Origin of the sequence: Catenibacterium sp. UBA627 (genome assembly GCF_002299355.1) — a bacterium.
Classification (GTDB): domain Bacteria; phylum Bacillota_I; class Bacilli_A; order Erysipelotrichales; family Coprobacillaceae; genus Catenibacterium; species Catenibacterium mitsuoka.
Genome location: NZ_DBPF01000148.1, coordinates 1 through 19,569 on the forward strand (window position 1 = coordinate 1; position 19,569 = coordinate 19,569).

A 19,569-nucleotide genomic window follows, 5' to 3' on the forward strand; every position below is an offset into this window, starting at 1 on the left:
ACAATTTTCTTAAAAAGAGCGTTAAAAATAAAGAAATCAATATCAACAAAACTATTAATTTTGTCGGAAAAAATTCAATTATTGGACCACCAAAAACAAATAACAGCTATCGAATATTAGGGATGTCTAACACTGTTTTTAACATTCTTAAAATAGTCCAACAAGAACAAAATGAAAGAAAGCAATTTTTAAAAGAACAATATATTAATCCTGATATAGTTTTCTCTACTCCATTAGGAGATTATATACATAGAAATAATATCAATAAGAGATTAAACGCAATAAAAAAAGGAACTGATTATGAATATATAACAGTTCACTTCTTAAGACATGCTAATGCAACATTGTTACTTATGAACGATGTAGATATAAAAGTAGTCTCTTCTCATCTAGGCCATAATGATATTCAAACAACAGCTAATATATATGCTGACGTCTTAAAATCCAAGGAACATCAGATAGCTCAACTAATCGAATTCAATCTTGAAGATGACCAATAAAAAACAGGCTTTTTTATTTAATATATCCAAATTAGTGCGTAAATAAGCGTAAAATTTGAATATCAATTAAAAAAGTGCTGATTATATCGGCACTTTTTGAGATTTGAATTTATTCTACACCAACAATAAATGAGTAAACTGGCTGTTTACCAACATGAACTTCACATTCTACATCTTCATAGTTTTCTTCAATGAAGCTTGCAGCTGCTTCCTGTTCTTCTTCTGTTACGTCTTCACCACAAATAAGTGTAACGATTTCAGATTCTTCATCTACAAGATTGCTTAAAACATTCTTTAATGCTTCTAGCTTATCTGGTACGCAAGCCACAATTTTCTTTTCACATAAAGCCATATAGTTATTTGCTTTAATTTCTAAACCATCAATTGAAGTATCCTTGATTGCGAAAGTCACCTGACCAGTCTTTACATTCGCAATAGCTTCCTTCATTTCGTCCACATTTTCATCTAATGTTGCTTCTGGATTATACATGATGGCAGCAGATAATCCCTGAGGAATAGTCTTAGTAGGTAATACTACAACGTCTACTTCTCCTTCTAATACTGTAGCCGCCTGCTGCGCAGTCATTACGATATTAGAGTTATTTGGAAGAATGATGACATGCTTTGCATTCACACCCTTGATTGCTTTAACGATATCTTCAGTTGCTGGGTTCATTGTCTGACCACCAGATACCACATGATCACAATTTAATTCAAGGAACATATCCTTAATACCATCACCTGCAGCAACAGAAATAAGAGCCATTTCCTTAGCAGGAGCCATTGGGATTTCTTCTTCTTTTTCTTTTTCAGATACTTCAGTATTCACTACAGTTACCTTAGTGAATTCACCAAAACGAAGACCTGTATTTAATGCATTACCAGGCTTTAATGTATCTACATTACCAATAACCTTGTTATCTTTCTGTGCTACATCTACGTTCTTACCTGGTAAATTCTTTAACTCATTGATGAAACCATCTAAGTTGAATGCATTCATCTTTCTGTCATCAATCTTTAATGTGAACTGTACACGATAGCCATAAGGCTTTTCTTCTTCCTGTACAATTTCCACATCACTTGCCGCACCAACATTATCTACTTTTTCAATCACTTCACCAGCAAGAGCAGCCATGAAACCAGTTAATACTAATAATAAACCAGCTCCTCCTGAGTCAACTACACCTACTTCTTTTAATACTGGAAGAAGTTCAGGTGTATTATCTAAAGACTTTTCAGCACTCTTTACAAAGTAAGAGAACCAGTCTTCAATTTCCATATCTGGCTGTACATACTTAGCAGCTGCATCAGCAGATTCTCTGATAACTGTTAAGATTGTTCCTTCTACTGGACGCATAACTGCTTTATAAGCCACTTTAGCACCAGAAGAGAATGCATCAGATAATTCTGCAACATTGGCAGTTTCTTTTCCCTTAAGTGATTTAGCTACACCTCTAAAAATCTGAGAAAGGATAACACCAGAGTTCCCTCTTGCTCCCATTAATAAGCCCTTAGAAAGAGTTTTAGCGATATCACCAATAGATGTATCATCAGCAAGTTTTTCAACCTGTTCAGCTCCAGAATTAAATGTAAGAGACATATTAGTACCTGTATCTCCATCTGGTACTGGGAAGACGTTTAAAGCATCTACCTCAGGATGATTATTATGTAATACGATAGCCCCGCTTAAGACCATCTGTTTAAACATTTTACCGTTAATTTCCTTCATGCTTCATCCTCCTAGTCCATTACACGGATGCTCTGAACATAAACATTCACAGCTTCAATATCAATATCTAGAGTCTTTTCTAGTACATATTTAACTTTCTTCTGTACTTCATATACGATTTCAGAAATCTTCACACCGTAACCCACAATAATATAAAGATTAATAATAGAACCAGTCTGACCTTCTTCAACAACAATTCCTTTAGAATAATTATCTTTACCTAGAAGATCATAAAAACCATCCATCATCTTCTGGCTAGCCATACCTACAACACCATAACATTCTGTTGCAGCTCCACCACAAATAGTAGCAATAACGTCAGTTGAAATATCTATATTTCCAAGATCAGTTGTTTTTTTAATCATATTGATTCCTCCATTTTTATTCTTTTTTCATAATAGTAATTATATATCATATACACAAACATTACAAACAATTAGGATTATAGCAAACAATAAAGATTTTTCAATCCTTATTTTGTTCATATATTCAACTTTTTTTACATTTTGGACAGATTAATAAAAAAAATGATTGATTTTTGATGAGGTAGATGGTAAGATACACGAGTATGTGAAACAAGTAAAAGGATGGTGAATTCAATGTCTAGAAAATGTCAGATTAGCGGTAAAGGACCTATGTCTGGTAACAACCGTTCTCATGCATTAAACGCTACAAGAAGAAAGTGGAATGTTAACTTACAGAAAGCTACTGTCATCATCGATGGTAAGCCTACAAAGGTAAGAGTTTCTGCAAGACAGTTAAGAACTTTAAGAAAGAGCGCTTAATCGATATAATAATAGAGGCTGGTAACAGCCTCTTTTATTTTACTATGTCTAACACTTCTATAAGTTTGTCTATTTCATATGTGACAGCTTGAGAAGTGTTTTTTTGATGTGCTGGATTAAAGTAGCATGTATCTATTCCTGCATTCTCTCCACCCTTTATATCGCTTGTAAGTGAGTCTCCAATAATAATTGTGGTATCAGGATCATAGTGGGTCTTTTCTTTAATATAATTAAAGTAAGTGAGATCAGGTTTTTCATATCCTACATCTTCTGAGATGAATATATCATCAAATAAATCATAAAGACCCGTACCCTTTAATTTGCCTAACTGAGCGACTTTTGAACCATTTGATGCTGCATACTGCTTACAATGTGGTTTAAGCGCCAAAATGGCTTCTAAGGCAAATTCATTCAAACAATAATAAGTCCCTAATGCTTCCTGATAATCTTTATTAAAATGAACACCATCAATAGAAACATTAAGTAATGCAAAAAAATCCACAAAACGTTTCACCATGAGTTCATTTCTTCTTGAATGATCCTTTTCAATCATCTTCCAACATTCTTTATTAATCTTTTTGTATTCTTCAAATTGTGCTTCTGTCATAGATACACCATGCTTCTCCAAACATTTTTCCATGCTGATTTTTTCAGAGATTTCAAAATTAAGAAGTGTGCCATCTATATCCCATAATATGGTTTTATATTTCATACTATCCTCCTTATTTTATTATACAAAAAAGACAGGAATACTCAATATTCCTATCTCTTGAATGATTTTTTAAATTGATCAAAAATAGATTCTTTTTCATCTAATTCCTTAAGTTTCATGTAAAGATCTTTTTCTTTCTTGCTGAGTTTCTTAGGAATAGAAACATTGACCTGAACATACTGATCACCATAAGTATCGCTACGCATGTTCTTGACACCTTTACCCTTAAGTCTCATGACTGTACCAGTTTGTGTTCCTGCTGGAATCTTCATAGTCACATCACCATAAACAGTAGGTACTTCTACTTCACAGCCAAGAGTTGCATCGACTGCAGAAACTGGAACTGATATAGAAATATCATTACCATTTCTCACAAAGTATTTATGTGGACGAACATAGATTTCTACATATAAATCCCCATTAGGTCCGCCATTGACGCCACGCTGACCTTTACCAGCGACACGTAACTGCTGATGAGAATCAATACCAGCTGGGATAGTTAATTCAACAGTGACATTCTTATTAATATATCCTGAACCATGACAATGTGGACACTTATCCTTGACTACCTTACCTGTACCATGACAGTCTGGGCAGACTGATTCATTAATGATAGTACCAAATGGCGAACGCTGCTGTACTCTAATACGTCCTGTACCACCACATCTAGAACATGTATGCACATCATTAGGATTCTTCGCACCTGTACCATGACAATGAGAACACTGTTCATCATAGTTAATCTTAAGTTCAGTCTTTTTGCCCTTGATAGCATCCATGAAATCAATTTCTATCTGAACATAACGGTCTTCACCTTTTTGTGGTCCTGTAGGTCTTCTAGAACGTGACTGTCCTCCGCCAAAGAATGAACCGAAGATATCACCAAAGTCCATATCTTCAAATCCACCAAATCCCTGGCCACCAAATCCTCCAGCACCTGCACCACCCTGTTCAAATGCTGCATGTCCATAACGGTCATAAGCGGCCTTCTTATTCTCATCAGAAAGAACTTCATAGGCTTCATTGACTTCCTTGAACTTTTCTGCTGCATCAGGCGCCTTATTCACATCAGGGTGATATTTCTTTGCCATCTTACGATAGGCACGTTTTATTTCATCTTTTGAAGCATCCTTGGATACACCAAGGACTTCATAGTAATCTCTCTTATCTGCCATAAATCACACCTCATTTAATATAAGCCAAGGGGGATTCCCTTGGCTTTCTTGTTAGTTCTTTTCAGTAAAGTCTGCATCAACGAAATCATCGTTATTGTTGTTAGATGAAGTGTCTGCACTCGCTGTGTTACCAGCATTCTGCTGCTGATACTGAGCAGCAGCCATCTGCTGAGCAATATTTTCAAGTTCGCTCATCTTAGATTCAAGAGTAGCCATATCATTATTATCTAATGCAGTCTTAAGTTCATCTCTTAAAGCTGTAGCCTGCTTCTTCTGATCTTCTGGAAGGTTAGCACCCTGCTCAGCTAAAGCCTTATCAATCTGGTTGATCAAAGCTTCTGCTTTGTTCTTAGTTTCGATGTCTTTACGTTTCTTTTCATCGTCAGCTTTGTTGCTTTCTGCTTCCTTAACCATTCTATCGATTTCTTCTTCACTTAAACCTGTAGAGTTCTGAATAGTGATAGACTGTTCTTTGTTTGTCTTCATATCTTTTGCTTTAACGTTTACGATACCGTTAACGTCGATATCAAATGATACTTCAATCTGAGGAACGCCTCTTGGAGCTGGTTCAATACCATCAAGCTTGAATAAGCCTAACTGCTTATTATCTTTAGCCATAGCACGTTCACCCTGTAATACGTTGATATCTACAGCTGGCTGGTTATCAGCAGCAGTTGAGAAGATCTGTGATTTAGTAGTTGGGATAGTTGTGTTACGAGGAATTAATACTGTCATAACACCACCCATTGTTTCGATACCAAGTGATAATGGTGTAACGTCAAGTAATACGATATCTTTAACATCACCAGTGATAACACCACCCTGGATTGCAGCACCCATAGATACTACTTCATCAGGGTTAACTGACTTGTTCGGTTCTTTTCCTAATAATCTCTTAACTGATTCCTGTACTGCAATAATACGAGTAGAACCACCAACTAATAAGATCTGATCGATTTCAGATGGAGTAACGTCAGCATCATTTAATGCCTGTCTTACTGGAGTTTCAGTTTCAGCAACTAAATCAGATGTTAATTCATCAAATTTTGCTCTTGTAAGAGTCATATCTAAATGAAGTGGTCCATTAGCACCAGCTGTGATATATGGTAATGAAATCTGAGTCTGCATCATGCCAGATAAGTCTTTCTTAGCCTTTTCTGCAGCATCTTTAACTCTCTGCATAGCCATCTTATCAGCGCTTAAATCAACACCGTTTTCTTTCTTGAATTCACTAACCATGTAGTCCATAACTTTCTTATCGAAGTCATCACCACCTAAGTGGTTGTTACCTGCAGTAGCTAATACATCGAAAGTACCATCAGCTAAGTCAAGGATAGATACATCGAATGTTCCACCACCTAAGTCATATACTAATACTTTCTGTTCCTGTTCAGTCTTGTCTACACCATAAGCAAGAGCTGCTGCTGTAGGTTCGTTGATGATACGTTCAACATCAAGACCTGCAATCTTACCAGCATCTTTTGTAGCCTGACGCTGTGAGTCATTGAAGTAAGCTGGAACTGTGATAACTGCACGAGTCACAGGTTCACCTAAATAACTTTCAGCAGTAGCTTTTAAGTTCTGAAGAATCATTGCTGAAATTTCTTCTGGTGTATAATCACGACCATTGACATGTTCTTTATAGCTTGTACCCATATGTCTCTTGATTGATGCTACAGTATCAGGATTTGTAACTGCCTGACGCTTTGCAGCTTCACCAACAATGATTTCACCATTCTTGAATGCGACAACTGATGGAGTTGTTCTCATTCCTTCTGGATTTGCAATTACTTTTGCTTCACCATTTTCCATTACACTGACACATGAATTTGTTGTACCTAAATCAATACCAATAACTTTACTCATAATAAGTTCTCCTCCTATTAATCCTTATTCACTTTCACTAAAGTTGCTCTAATAACTCTATCTTTTAACATATAACCTTTTTGTAATTCTTCAGTCACAATATTTGGACCAAAGTCAGGATTGTCATCCTGCATGACTGCCTGGTGCATATTAGGATCAAATTCCTTTCCCTGTGCTTCAATCACAGTTACACCGTTCTTGCCTAGAATATTCATTAACTGGTTTAAAATCATCTTGTTACCCTTAAGAATATTCTTACCTTCTTCGCTTTCAGGTTCTACAGTTAATGATCTTTCATAGTTATCAATAACTGGTAGTAACTCTTCAATAAAAGACTGCATTGCATACTTTAACTGATTTGCATGTTCTGTTTTAAGTCTTTTCTTTAAGTTCTCCATATCAGCGAATACTTTATAATAATCTGTCTTCCACTGATTGATTTGAGATTCTAAATCTTTGATTTTTTCATCTTTAGGATCCACTTTTTCTTCAGTTGTCTCTTCTTTTACTTCTTCAACTGCTTCTTCAGCTTCTTTAACTGCTTCTTCAGTTTCTTTAACAGCTTCTTCAGCTTCTTTAACAGCTTCATCTTTATTCATTTCTTCTGCCATGGTCTCACCTCTTCTACTCATCATTTTCCTTGATGATTCTTTCAATATTTTCAGTAATATATTCTACAAGCGATACAACTTTCTTGTAAGGCATACGCGTTGGACCGATTACAGAAATCGTTCCTTTGTTAGCTCCTCCTGTATCAAAAGAAGATGAAATAACAGATACATCATCAAGTCCAGATACATTTGAATCATCACCAATTAATACCTTGATACCATCATCGTCAGTTGGTGCTAAGAAATTCCAGTTTGATGAATTTTCAAATGCACTCACTAGTTTTCTTAACTTATTGACATCATTGTATTCTGGCTGATATAACAAATGATCTTTACCAGAGAAATATACATTGTTTCTTGCAAATTTCATAAATGCTTCTAAGAAAGCATTAAACAAGATTTCATGTTCCTTGATTCTCGTATTGAGGATTGGCTTGACATCATTTTCTAACTTATCTGCGACCTGATTGATTGGTGTACCTACTAGTGTATCATTCATAACCGATACACAGGCTTGTAAATCATCCAAACTCAATGTCTCAGATAAAGTGAAAACTCGATTTTCTACATGTCCCTTATCCGTCACTATGATGGCTGTCACATTTCTTGTTCCAATAGGAACTAATGTGATATTCTGCAGACATTCATAACTTGAATTAGGTCCTAGAGCAACCGCCGTCAGATCAGTCAACTGGCTTAACATTTCGCAGCTTTCTTTAATCAAACTATTCAATGATTGATGTGTATCACTAAAGATTGTTGCAACCTGATTCTTCACCTGTTCATCAACATTTGGCTGAAGCAAAGTATTTACATAATAGTAGTAGCCCTTCTTAGAAGGAACACGACCAGAAGATGTATGCGTCTTTACTAGAAAGCCAAGTTCTTCAAGTTTGCTCATTTCATTTCGGATAGTGGCGCTTGAATAAGGTAATTCATATTTTGTCATCAATAGTTTAGATCCAACAGGTTCTGCTGTTTCAATAAACTCTTCGACAATATATTTAAATATTAGCATTTGTCTTGCCGATAGCACTCTCAAGCACCTCCTTAGCACTCTTTTTCCTCTTGTGCTAGATTCATTATACATTCTTTTTTAGCAGTGTCAAGCCTTTAGTGCTAGTTTGTGCTAAAAAACGGTTTCTATTTTCTAGAAACCGTTGTACTACTCTGGCAAGAAATCAAGGAGGATGGAATTAAGAAGATCAAGCGTATGATTTGTTTTTAAATGATTATTTTCAATAACCAGATTGTGGTTATCTAGATTCTTAGAGAGAGCTTCTTTATAGACCTCTTCTATAGCATGATGGTATCTTCTTTTAAATTCATCAAGGTCCAACCCTTCTTCAAGACGTAAAGACATCATAAGATGATTAAACATTGTATCTTCGATTGTTTCTTTTTCGATATATATTGTATTCTTCCCCTGCAGGTAATCAGTGAGACTGCGTGAGTGAGAAATAAGTTCATCATCTATTTTACCTGTGGCACCAATACCGACACCATAATAGTTCTCATAATGCCAATAGACTTTATTATGATAAGATTCATGATTTCCTAATGCATAATTAGATACCTCATAACGATGAAAACCTGCACGAGAGAGTGTCTCTACAATATAATCACTCCATATTCCTTCAGTTTCTTCATCAAGTGGTTCATAATTGTCATAAAGTCTTGTATGTTCTTCTAATATAAGAGAATAGTAGGATAAATGATTGATAGGAAGTGATAAGGCAATCTGTAAATCTTCTTTCACATCTTCTAATGTCTGTTCTGGTAATCCATACATCAAATCAATAGAGATATGCTTAAAGCCAATAGCCTTCGCATTTCTTACGACTTCTTTTGCTATAGAAGATGTATGATAACGTTCAATTCTTTTTAATAATGTATTATCAAATGTCTGTACACCTACACTTAAGCGATTAGCTCCATGAAGATGCATAGTTTCTAGTTTATCTAGCGTTGCTGATTCAGGATTGACTTCTATAGTATATTCTAGAGTTCCATCACCCACAAAAGGATCTATCATATTTAATAACATCTTTAATTGATTTAAAGAAAGTGCACTTGGTGTGCCTCCTCCTATATAAATAGTTTCCATCGGATGATGAGGAAGTGTATCAAGTTCTTCCTTTAGACGTTCTAGATACTGTAATACAAACTCTTCACGATAATAGACCTTTGCAAAATCACAATAAGAACAGATATGATCACAAAAAGGAATATGAATATAAAGTGCTTTTGTTTCCATATTATATCCTCATCAAGAAGAGTTCTAATCCTCTATATTTATCCACTGTCCCAGTCTTGATTGCATAATCAAGTTCAGATAAAGCATAAAGTTTTTCAATAAGTTCTGTAATATCAAAATGTGCCGCATTTTTACGGATTGGATAGATTGCACGAGGATTAAGTCCAAGGGCAGATGCAATATCAGTATCACGATAGCCCTTCTTACTCATAATAGAGACCTGATAAAGATTACGTAATGAATTCGCAATTAACCCAATCAACTGTAAGGGTTCATGGTTTTGAGAAATCAAATCCTGATAAACACGCATCGTATTTCTTAAATCATGATTCATAAGCGCATTTGTCAACTTAAATACATCTTCTTCAACACGTGGTGGAACAAGTCTTTCAACATCTTCCTTCTTTATATTATGTGTATAAAGACATAGTTTTTCTACCTGATTAGAAATAGTCAAAAGATCATTTCCACAGCGATCTAACAACAAAGTAAGTGCATCATCATCAATAGAGGCATTTCTACGAATGATTGCTTCTCTAGTAGTTTTATAAAGCTGATCAAAGGTCAGTTTTTCCATTTCATACCATTTTGCATGCTTACGTAATGATTTGACTACCTTCTTTCTTTCATCAAAATTACGCTGATCCTGATATATAACAAAGATTGTTGTCGGATTATCATGTTCAATATAATCTAAAAACAGCTTGATATCTTCATCTGTGACAAGCTTCTTTTTAGGCTTCTCTTTTGTAAGAAAGATTGGATTCTTTAAGACAACCATCTTATATTCTGTTAAGAAAGGCTGTGTTAAGGCATCTTCAATGATTTCCTTCATTGGTGTTTCACCTGCATGATAGACCATATAATTCATATCATCACTTGTACATTGATATTTCTTTTTTAAATCCTCTAATCTTTGTGCAAGTAATAGTTTTTCTTCTCCGTATAATACAATATTCATAGTTTTCCATCCTTTTGTCCTATTCTACCATATATTCATGATTAACGGTAAATAAGATGTTCTCCTAAATAAGTGATAATAGAAAAGCTGCCATCAAGATCAGTACGCAGTATTTTAATCTTTCTTTCTTCTAATCGTTTAATCACAATACGAGCTGGATGACCATAAAGATTATGTTCTCCTACACCAATCATCGCAATACGTGGATGTACCATTTGAAAGAATGTTACAGAAGAAGAATAACCACTACCATGATGAGCTACTTTTAAAACATCTATATCTATTTCTCCATATTTCTTATAAAGATCTTCTTCTACATTACTTGGGATATCACCCGTAAATAAATAGTTATAGCCTCCTGTTGTTACTAGCATGACTAAAGAATTTTCATTGGTAGAAGGATAAATCACATCACTTTTAAGCATTTTAATTGTAATCAGCTTATTCTTCTCTTCTTCCTGATAGGAGTCAATGATACGCTTGACTTTATATTTCTTCTTTAACGAATCCAAAGCACCGTAGTGATCATAATCGTGATGAGATATATAAACTCTATCAATGCACGGAACACCTTGAGATTTAAGAAATGGAATAACATTATGACTAGCAATATCATATTCCCTGTTACCCCCTGTATCAATCAAATAATTTCCTTGATTAAAAGGTAGGCGGATCAATGAACAATCCCCCTGCCCTACATCAATAGTAGAAACCTGAGTATATGGCTTATAGATACTATATATATGAAAGCTGATCATAAGTGCACATAATAGAGACATAGAAAACTGAACACTCTTCTTTTCTTCTAATAATAAGAAAATATAAAATAAGATGGCATAATAAAGAATAATAAATGAGAGCGTTGGTTTTTGAAAGATAATTTCTGCATTGAATGAAGTGATAAAGTTCAAAACCATCTGCTGGTAGTTGATCATCATCTTCATAATTAGATCTATTGGAAATATGAGAGAGAGGAGTGTCACAATATAGAAACAGGATATAAAAGGAGTAAGAAGAACCGTTAAAAAATAAGAAAAGATATTAATAGAGAAATTAAGCGTGAGGACAATAGGAATACCACCCAAATAGATAAGGAAAGAGCGATATGGGAAATGTTTAGTCATAATGACAAGGAAATAAATAAAGTAAGAGAAAACAAAGGAAATACTAAAGATGATATAAGGATTCTTAATAACATTAAATAAAACAAGTAACGATAGTACATCTAATTGATTGAACTTCTCTTTTACAAGGTCATAGATGACGAGCATATAAAAAGCACGATGAAGAGATATATTATAAGGTATAGAAAAGACATAAAAACCTATGAGTATTTTGATAATGATATCCGCAATATCAACGCGTACAAATGTTTTAATAAGACTCAAACACTTATAAAGTAAATGTATATGCATACCTGAAAGAGCAAACATATGGATAAGAGAAAGACTTGTGAGGAGTGAATAGTCTTCTTTAATGGCTTCATCTTTTATTCCTAGAACAAAGAGTTTCTGATAACTTTTAATAGACTTTGAAGAAGAGAAATGTTTTTCTAGTAAATGACAAAAGGAAGGATGGGATGAAACAGTGGTAATATGGGTGATTTTAGCCTTTGCGACGATATTGTTAGCTTTGAATGAATGATATTCATCATAACCTATCGGATCCTTGCGATGCTTAATTTCAAGAAATCTAAGTTTAACAAGTACTTCGTCATTGTATTGAAATGAATGATCAGTATAGGCTTTAATCTTCCCATAATCAGTATTTAAAATAACATAATTATCTCTTATATCTTTCACCCTTCCAGAAACAATAGTAGGCACTTCTGATGAAGTCACTGGTCTTAATATAATAGGTAATAAAAAAAGAAGAAACAACATCTTTCTTCCAAATCGTTTTACTAGATAAATTAAATAAGCAAATAGAAATATATAAAATAGAGGATGAACAAGATAAGCAACTGACAGCAATAAGACAAATACAGCATAATATACTAAATGATATCTTAAAGGCACAGATAGTCACGATAGATGAGATATTTCTTCTCACCGATTCCTTGTATATTCATGATGTCTTCTATTGAATAAAAAGGCTGTATCTGTCTATAGTCAATGAACTTCTGTGCCGTTTTCTCTCCCACTCCTTTTAAAGTCATAAAGTCTTCTAAAGTTCCTTTATTAAGTGAAATCATATTTGCTCTTTTTTCTGGTAAATAAAAACGCATTTCTGCTTGAATACTTCTATTCATATTTAAAGAATCCATGCAGGCATTTTCTTTAACCCCTACTTCCTTTATTAAATCACTCATCGTCATACCTTCTTTAATTGGGACTTCACCTGTTTGGTTAAAAGCACCTTCTAATGTGATATAGACTTCTGATTTTTGTGTAGAGCTGACTTTTTCAGGCTTTTGATAACTATATATAAATGAGGCAATACTCAAAAGAATCAGCCCAATAATCTTAATTTGACGCATAAAAAAAGAGAATTGATCTAATTCTCTCTTGTAATATGAAAATGTCTATAAGCAAGATCTGTCGCAATTCTGCCTCTTGAAGTACGTTTGATCAATCCTTTTTGTAGTAAGTAAGGTTCATAGACATCTTCTAATGTCATTCTTTCTTCACCAATACTTGCAGCAAGTGCTTCTAAACCAACCGGCCCACCCTGAAAACGATTGATAATACCAAGTAAGTATTTATGATCGACATCATCCAAGCCTAGGTTATCAACCTTTAAACGGTCTAGCGCCTGCATTGTACGGTCTTTTGTAATGATTTCATCACCATAAAACTGTGCAAAGTCTCTTACACGTCTAAAGAGTCTATTCGCAATACGTGGTGTTCCTCTTGAACGTCTAGCAAGTTCCATCTTTGCTTCTTCTTCCATGGTCATATCGTAGACTTTACTTGTACGAGAAATAATATCTCTAAGTTCTTCATCTTTATAATAATCAAGTTTAGCCACAATACCAAAACGGTCACGTAATGGGGCTGAAATATCTCCTGCACGTGTAGTCGCTCCTACTAATGTAAAAGGAGGTAAATCAATACGTACAGAACGTGTTGTAGCATCTTTACCAATCATAACATCCACGCAGAAATCTTCCATTGCTGGATACAGTATTTCTTCTACAACTTTATTCAAACGATGAATTTCATCAATAAAGAGAACATCGCCTGGTTCTAAAGATGTAAGCAAAGCGACAAGATCTCCCGTTTTTTCAATAGAAGGTCCTGTTGTAATCTTGATATGCGTTCCCATTTCATTTGCAATAATCATCGACATAGTAGTTTTACCAAGTCCTGGAGGACCATAGAACAGAACATGATCAAGTGTTTCATCACGCATCTTTGCAGCACCCACAAAGACACGAAGGTTTTCTTTTAAATCATGCTGACCTACATATTCATCAAAAGAAGCCGGTCTTAAAGAGCTTTCTTCATCTTCGATATGCTCATTAATATCTAAAACATCACGATCCATAAGATTCTCCTTTCATTATTGTGTTAATAAGGCTAATGCACGTTTCACATAGCCATTTGTATCTAGATTTTCACTCGATAATACTTTCATAGCTTTTTCTACATCACTCTGTTTATAGCCTAATGCGATTAATACTTCAGTAGCTTCTTCATAATCCGGAGAGCCAAGAGGCTTCATTGCACGTTTATCAAACTTACCATGTAGATCAAGAATGATCTGCTGTGCCGCCCTAGGTCCAATACCTGGTATCTTCTTAAGATATGCTGTATTTTTACTTTCTATCGCATCAATAATCGCATCAATCTCACCTGTCGCAAGAATACCGATAGCCGTCTTACAGCCTATCCCTTTCACAAGAATAAGCTTTTGAAATAATTCTTTTTCTTCTTTCTTCTTAAAGCCAAATAAAGTAATATCATCTTCTTTGACCTGTTGATATATATATACTGTTGCATCATCACCCTTTTTAAAATTATAAGGATTAGATACATGTACTTCATAACCTATTCCATGATTATCTATGACAATATGATCTGAATACAAATCTGCAATGATTCCTTTGATATAACTATACATAAAATTCTCCTTTACGCATTCCCTAATTCTATCATATGTCAAAAAAAAATACCATTTCTAGAAATGGTATTAATTATAAAATTCAAATTCGAAGTCATATAGGCGTACAGTATCGCCATCTTCACAGCCTGCTTCTCTTAATGCATCATCAATACCCATATTACGGATCTGTAATGCGAATCTCTGGAAACCATCATCTGTAGTAAATGAGGCCATCTGTACAAGTCTTTCAACCTTCTTACCAGTGACTTCCCATACACCATTACCTTTATTATGGATAGTGAATGGTTTTTCTTCTTCCTTATAAGTATAAAGAACACTTTCCTGTTCTTCTTCCTGATTAAAGAAGTCTGGTGCAGTTTCTAATGCATCAGCAACTGCATAAAGGACAGCATCGATGCCTTCATGAATTGGTGCAATGATTGGGAATACTTTCTGATCTCCAAGTTTTTCCTTGAACTTCTTTAAGTTTTCTTCTGCTTCATCGCCATCCATCTTATTAGCAACAATAATCTGTGGTCTTTCTAATAAGCGATATTCATATTCACCTAATTCTTTATTAATAGTGACATAATCTTCATAAGGATCTCTGCCTTCGCTACCGCTCATATCAATAATATGCACGATAACACGACATCTTTCGATATGTCTTAAGAACTGATGACCTAATCCTTTACCCTGTGATGCCCCTTCAATAAGACCAGGTAAGTCAGCCATAACAAATGAACGACCATCCTTAACCTGTACAACACCTAAATTAGGCACAATAGTAGTAAAGTGATAATCAGCAATCTGCGGTCTTGCTTTTGAAACAACAGATAATAAAGTAGACTTACCAACACTTGGGAATCCTACTAATCCAACATCTGCAAGTAACTTTAATTCTACTCTTAAATTGAATTTTTCACCTGGTTCACCATTTTCACAGATTTTAGGTGCTGGGTTACGTGATGAAGCGAATCTTGCATTACCACGACCACCACGGCCACCTTTTGCGATAACAGCACGCTGACCATCTTTTGTAAGATCGGCAATAATATTGCCTGTATCATCATCATAAACACAAGTGCCCACTGGCACTCTGATGACTAAATCATCTGCATCAGCACCATGCATCTTTTTAGCATGACCTTTTTCACCATTTTGTGCTTTATATTCACGATAATATCTTAAGTCTAATAAAGTAGATAATGAGTTTGTTGCAACGAAGATAACACTTCCCCCACGACCTCCATCTCCTCCAGATGGACCTCCTTTAGGAACATGTGCTTCACGTCTAAACGCAACTGTACCATTACCACCAGTACCAGCTTGAACATAAATCTTTACGCGATCAATAAATTTCATGTATCCACCTTCTTTCTTCAAAAAAAGAATCCCATAGGGGATTCTTGAGATTAAGCTACTGGATAAACAGATACCTGTTTCTTGTTTTTACCAAGTCTTTCGTATTTAACGACACCATCAACTTTAGCGAATAAAGTATCGTCTCCACCTTTACCAACATTAGTACCAGGATGAACCTTAGTACCTCTCTGTCTATAAATAATTGAACCAGCTGTACAAGTCTGTCCATCAGAAAGCTTAGCACCTAAACGCTTTGATTCAGAGTCACGACCGTTCTTAGTAGAACCTACACCCTTTTTAGAAGCGAATAACTGTAAATCTAACTTTAACATAGTATTATACCTCCCTAGTGTTAATTTTAACATATTGTTCATATGAGTATTCAACAGTTTCTAGAATTTTTATCAAAGTTTCTAGAATAATCTGATAATCTTCACGATTATTGAATATCTCGAAATAAGAGTAACCACTCTCTACATTGGCAAGATTGCCATCTTTCATGAAGCCTTTGGCTTCAAGCATATTGTAAATACCTACTACTGCAGTACTGATTCCAGCACAAGCAATATCTTTTCCATATTCATTTTGTTCAGCATGCCCTTCAACCTTGATAGATTGAATCTGACCTGCATGATACACAACATCTACGTGAGTCATTAAGCGTTAATTTCTTTGATTGTTAACTTAGTATAAGGCTGTCTATGACCCTGTTTCTTATGATAATGCTTTTTAGGCTTATATTTGAATATAGTGACTTTCTTTTCCTTACCCTGTTTTTCAACAGTTGCAGTAACCTTAGCACCTTCTACATAAGGATGACCAACTTTAACACCGTTATCACCAACTAAAAGAACCTTTTCGAAAGTGTATTCAGTGCCTTCTTCAACATCTAACTTTTCTACAAAAATAGTATCTCCGGCTTCAACCTTTAACTGTTTTCCACCAGTTTCAATAATTGCGTACATCAGTGTACCTCCTTCATATTTTTTTCTCTTAGACTCGCCAACCAAGGCAGCACTTGCATTTAATACCTCTTATGTGCGGTTGTAGTCAGAGGTCTACAACGCTGATTATAATATCATTTCTTACCCTTATCGTCAATATTTTTTTCAATTTTCTTGAATTCTTGTCTAGGACAGGTACGATTATACACTTCTCTTAGGTGTTCTTGTGATACATGCGTATAAATCTGGGTCGTAGATAAAGAGGAATGCCCTAATAGTTCCTGTACAACACGGATGTCCATGCCTGCATCTAGTAAATGAGTCGCAAAGGAATGGCGAATTGTATGAGGATGAATCTTACGTAAAGGATCATAAAGATACATTGTGCGATCAATAATATTCTCTACTCCTCTATTTGTCAGTTTCTTTCCTCTCCTATTCACAAATACATAATCATGTGTTTCATGATATTCATTGATAATGCTGATACGATCATCATTGATATACTGCAGTAACCATTTTTTTGCATAATCATGAAATGGTACTTCTCTTTCTTTGCTTCCTTTACCAAGCACTCTAATCATTTGTCTATTAAAATCAATCTGCGACAAGCGCATTGACACTACTTCACTTACACGAAGTCCTGATGCATACATGAGTTCTAAAAGAGCTTTATTTCTTACTCCTAGAGATGTATGTGTATCAATTGAATCTAGATAGCCCATCATTTCATCAACATAAAGGAAATCAGGGTTTCTAGAGCCTGTTTTTAAAGAATGCACCTGTGAAAAAGGATTAGAGACTACAATGTTCTGTTGACATAAATATTTAAAGAAAGATCTAAGAGAACTCAAATAATGATTGATTGTTGTATGAGACAAATGTTTCTCATTTAAATAAATCAAGTAATTCTGAATTACATAATAGTCTACTTCCTGTAAAGAAATACTTTCTTTACCTATAAATAAGAGAAAATCAGTCAGTTCTCTTTCATAGGATTGTAAAGTAAGTACAGAGTAGTTCTTTTGATATTTAAGATAGTGAAGAAAAGCTTTCTTTTCATCCATTGATAAATTCTTCCATCTTTTCTAATGCACGCTGTGCATATTTTTCTTTCTTTTCTTTTTTCTTCACTTTACCTTCTAAATCAGGAAGAATACCAAAGTTAGCCTTCATCGGCTGAAAATCACTTGGGGACGCATGTGTAATATAATAAGCCAAAGAGCCCATGACTGTTTCTCTAGGATAAGTAAGAAGTTCTTCTCCCTTTAAATATCTCACCATATTCTTACCAGCCACAATACCACTCTGCGCAGATTCTACATATCCTTCTACACCTGTCATCTGACCTGCAAAGAATAAATCTTCACGATTCTTGAACTGATATGTAGGATTTAAATAAGTAGGTGAATTGAAGTAACAGTTACGATGCATGATACCATAACGAACAATAGAAGCATTTTCTAGCCCTGGAATCATATGAATAATACGGTCCTGTTCACCCCATTTAAGATGTGTCTGGAATCCTACAATATTATAAAGAGAACCCACTGCATTATCCTGTCTTAACTGAACAACTGCTTCAAAACGCTGACCATCCTTTTCTAGTCCTACAGGCTTCATTGGACCAAAAAGAAGTGTCTGCTTTCCTCTTCTTGCGATTTCTTCAAAAGGCATGCATCCTTCAAAGAACTTTTCTTCAAAATCATGAGGCTTTACAACTTCTGCATTGATAAGTGCATCATAGAAAGCATCAAATTCTTCTTTAGTCATTGGGCAGTTGATATATTCTCCATCCCCCTTATCATAACGTGATTTATAAAAGGCTTTATTAAAATCAATAGATTCTTTTGTGACAATTGGAGCCGCTGCATCATAGAAATAGAAATAATCCTGATTACCCATTAAATCCATAATTTCTTTTGCAAGTGCATCACTCGTCAAAGGTCCAGATGCAATAATAGCAGGTCCATCTGGAATACGAGTCACTTCTTCACGATGAACAGTAACAAGAGGATGATTTTCAATAAACTCTGTCACCGCACGAGAAAAGCCTTCACGATCAACTGCCAAAGAACCGCCAGCAGGAACTGCATGGTCCCTCGCCATCTTGATAATCAAGCTGTCATTCATTGTCATTTCTTGTTTTAAAACACCTACTGCATTCTTTAAGCCATCTGCACGTAATGAATTAGAACATACCAATTCTGCAAAATCACTTGTTTTATGTACATCTGTCTTCTTAACCGGTCTCATTTCATAAAGATGTACAGGAATACCTTCTTTAATAAGCTGGTAAGTGGCTTCAACACCAGCAAGTCCACCACCAACGACATTTACTTCCTTGATCATATTTTCCTCCAATGAAAGAAAATGAACTGCATGGGCAGTTCATTATTCTTCTTTCTTTTTCTTTTCTTTAATAATTGTTTTGCACTTTGGGTAATTAGAGCAGGCTTTAAATGGACCAAAACGACCCTTCTTCCATACAACTGGACTGCCACAGTTAGGACATGTTTCACCTGTCTCTTCAAGTTTCTGAGGCTTGATATATTTACACTTAGGGTAATTAGAACATGCTTCAAAACGTCCAAAACGGCCCATTTTATATATCATA

The 19,569-nt window shown here is 35.0% G+C and carries 22 protein-coding genes and 1 other annotated feature; of the genes, 2 read left to right on the plus strand and 20 right to left on the minus strand.

The window, feature by feature from the left end; all coding sequences use genetic code 11:
* The coding region (locus tag B2S90_RS09915) for a tyrosine-type recombinase/integrase (RefSeq protein ID WP_286696989.1) at positions 1–500 on the plus strand (500 nt) is incomplete at its 5' end.
* 109 nt (positions 501–609) lie between these two features.
* Here the strand turns inward: B2S90_RS09915 and B2S90_RS09920 are convergent.
* Positions 610–2,229 carry a DAK2 domain-containing protein gene (locus tag B2S90_RS09920; RefSeq protein ID WP_147556492.1) on the minus strand — a complete coding sequence of 540 codons (1,620 nt, stop codon included), beginning with the start codon at positions 2,227–2,229 and terminating at the stop codon, positions 610–612.
* 11 nt (positions 2,230–2,240) lie between these two features.
* Entirely contained in the window at positions 2,241–2,594 is a 354-nt protein-coding gene (locus tag B2S90_RS09925; RefSeq protein ID WP_006504692.1) for an Asp23/Gls24 family envelope stress response protein, read from the minus strand.
* A 234-nt stretch (positions 2,595–2,828) separates the two neighbouring features.
* On the opposite strand from B2S90_RS09925, the gene rpmB reads away from it, so the two are divergent.
* On the plus strand, positions 2,829–3,014 hold the full coding sequence (rpmB, locus tag B2S90_RS09930) for a 50S ribosomal protein L28 (RefSeq protein ID WP_100054604.1): 186 nt from the start codon (positions 2,829–2,831) through the stop codon (positions 3,012–3,014).
* A gap of 34 nt (positions 3,015–3,048) precedes the next feature.
* On the opposite strand, the gene B2S90_RS09935 is transcribed toward rpmB, so the two are convergent.
* The 18 genes from B2S90_RS09935 to B2S90_RS10020 form a co-directional block, all read right to left on the minus strand.
* Positions 3,049–3,726: a YjjG family noncanonical pyrimidine nucleotidase gene (locus B2S90_RS09935; RefSeq protein WP_286696990.1), complete on the minus strand. Its 678-nt coding sequence runs from the start codon at positions 3,724–3,726 to the stop codon at positions 3,049–3,051.
* Between the two features lie 50 nt (positions 3,727–3,776).
* Entirely contained in the window at positions 3,777–4,901 is a 1,125-nt protein-coding gene (gene dnaJ / locus B2S90_RS09940; protein WP_278860366.1) for a molecular chaperone DnaJ, read from the minus strand.
* A 51-nt stretch (positions 4,902–4,952) separates the two neighbouring features.
* Positions 4,953–6,767, minus strand: coding sequence for a molecular chaperone DnaK (dnaK, locus tag B2S90_RS09945; protein ID WP_278778681.1), 1,815 nt, complete (start codon positions 6,765–6,767; stop codon positions 4,953–4,955).
* Positions 6,768–6,784: 17 nt separating this feature from the next.
* Positions 6,785–7,378, minus strand: coding sequence for a nucleotide exchange factor GrpE (gene grpE, locus B2S90_RS09950; protein WP_238703681.1), 594 nt, complete (start codon positions 7,376–7,378; stop codon positions 6,785–6,787).
* Positions 7,379–7,391: 13 nt separating this feature from the next.
* Positions 7,392–8,414, minus strand: coding sequence for a heat-inducible transcriptional repressor HrcA (gene hrcA / locus B2S90_RS09955; RefSeq protein ID WP_055233447.1), 1,023 nt, complete (start codon positions 8,412–8,414; stop codon positions 7,392–7,394).
* A 129-nt stretch (positions 8,415–8,543) separates the two neighbouring features.
* Complete coding sequence (gene hemW, locus B2S90_RS09960; RefSeq protein ID WP_055288868.1) at positions 8,544–9,635, minus strand: radical SAM family heme chaperone HemW; 1,092 nt, start codon at positions 9,633–9,635, stop codon at positions 8,544–8,546.
* Between the two features lies 1 nt (position 9,636).
* Positions 9,637–10,596, minus strand: coding sequence for a DNA polymerase III subunit delta (gene holA, locus B2S90_RS09965; RefSeq protein ID WP_055233445.1), 960 nt, complete (start codon positions 10,594–10,596; stop codon positions 9,637–9,639).
* A 41-nt stretch (positions 10,597–10,637) separates the two neighbouring features.
* Positions 10,638–12,398 (minus strand): ComEC/Rec2 family competence protein, encoded by a 1,761-nt coding sequence (locus B2S90_RS09970; protein WP_286696991.1) that lies wholly within the window; start codon positions 12,396–12,398, stop codon positions 10,638–10,640.
* Between the two features lie 206 nt (positions 12,399–12,604).
* Entirely contained in the window at positions 12,605–13,075 is a 471-nt protein-coding gene (locus tag B2S90_RS09975; RefSeq protein WP_278860364.1) for a ComEA family DNA-binding protein, read from the minus strand.
* Positions 13,076–13,092: 17 nt separating this feature from the next.
* Positions 13,093–14,085, minus strand: coding sequence for a Holliday junction branch migration DNA helicase RuvB (gene ruvB / locus B2S90_RS09980; RefSeq protein WP_055288865.1), 993 nt, complete (start codon positions 14,083–14,085; stop codon positions 13,093–13,095).
* A gap of 15 nt (positions 14,086–14,100) precedes the next feature.
* Positions 14,101–14,661 carry a Holliday junction branch migration protein RuvA gene (gene ruvA / locus B2S90_RS09985; protein WP_278778691.1) on the minus strand — a complete coding sequence of 187 codons (561 nt, stop codon included), beginning with the start codon at positions 14,659–14,661 and terminating at the stop codon, positions 14,101–14,103.
* A 69-nt stretch (positions 14,662–14,730) separates the two neighbouring features.
* A complete protein-coding gene (gene obgE, locus B2S90_RS09990) occupies positions 14,731–16,008 on the minus strand; it encodes a GTPase ObgE (protein WP_055233442.1) in 1,278 nt (425 codons plus the stop codon).
* Between the two features lie 50 nt (positions 16,009–16,058).
* Positions 16,059–16,340 (minus strand): 50S ribosomal protein L27, encoded by a 282-nt coding sequence (gene rpmA / locus B2S90_RS09995; protein ID WP_022425801.1) that lies wholly within the window; start codon positions 16,338–16,340, stop codon positions 16,059–16,061.
* A 4-nt stretch (positions 16,341–16,344) separates the two neighbouring features.
* Complete coding sequence (locus tag B2S90_RS10000) at positions 16,345–16,665, minus strand: ribosomal-processing cysteine protease Prp (protein WP_286696992.1); 321 nt, start codon at positions 16,663–16,665, stop codon at positions 16,345–16,347.
* Complete coding sequence (gene rplU, locus B2S90_RS10005; protein ID WP_040389617.1) at positions 16,665–16,973, minus strand: 50S ribosomal protein L21; 309 nt, start codon at positions 16,971–16,973, stop codon at positions 16,665–16,667. The genes B2S90_RS10000 and rplU overlap by 1 nt, the downstream gene beginning before the upstream one ends.
* Positions 16,974–16,993: 20 nt before the next feature.
* Positions 16,994–17,064: a sequence feature (ribosomal protein L21 leader region), on the minus strand.
* A 22-nt stretch (positions 17,065–17,086) separates the two neighbouring features.
* Complete coding sequence (gene xerA / locus B2S90_RS10010; protein WP_055233440.1) at positions 17,087–18,019, minus strand: site-specific tyrosine recombinase/integron integrase; 933 nt, start codon at positions 18,017–18,019, stop codon at positions 17,087–17,089.
* Positions 18,012–19,304, minus strand: a complete 1,293-nt coding sequence (gene trmFO, locus B2S90_RS10015; RefSeq protein ID WP_278778696.1) for a methylenetetrahydrofolate--tRNA-(uracil(54)-C(5))-methyltransferase (FADH(2)-oxidizing) TrmFO — start codon at positions 19,302–19,304, stop codon at positions 18,012–18,014. Before trmFO ends, xerA begins: the two co-directional genes overlap by 8 nt.
* Before the next feature lie 42 nt (positions 19,305–19,346).
* The coding region (locus tag B2S90_RS10020; RefSeq protein WP_286696993.1) for a topoisomerase DNA-binding C4 zinc finger domain-containing protein at positions 19,347–19,569 on the minus strand (223 nt) is incomplete at its 5' end.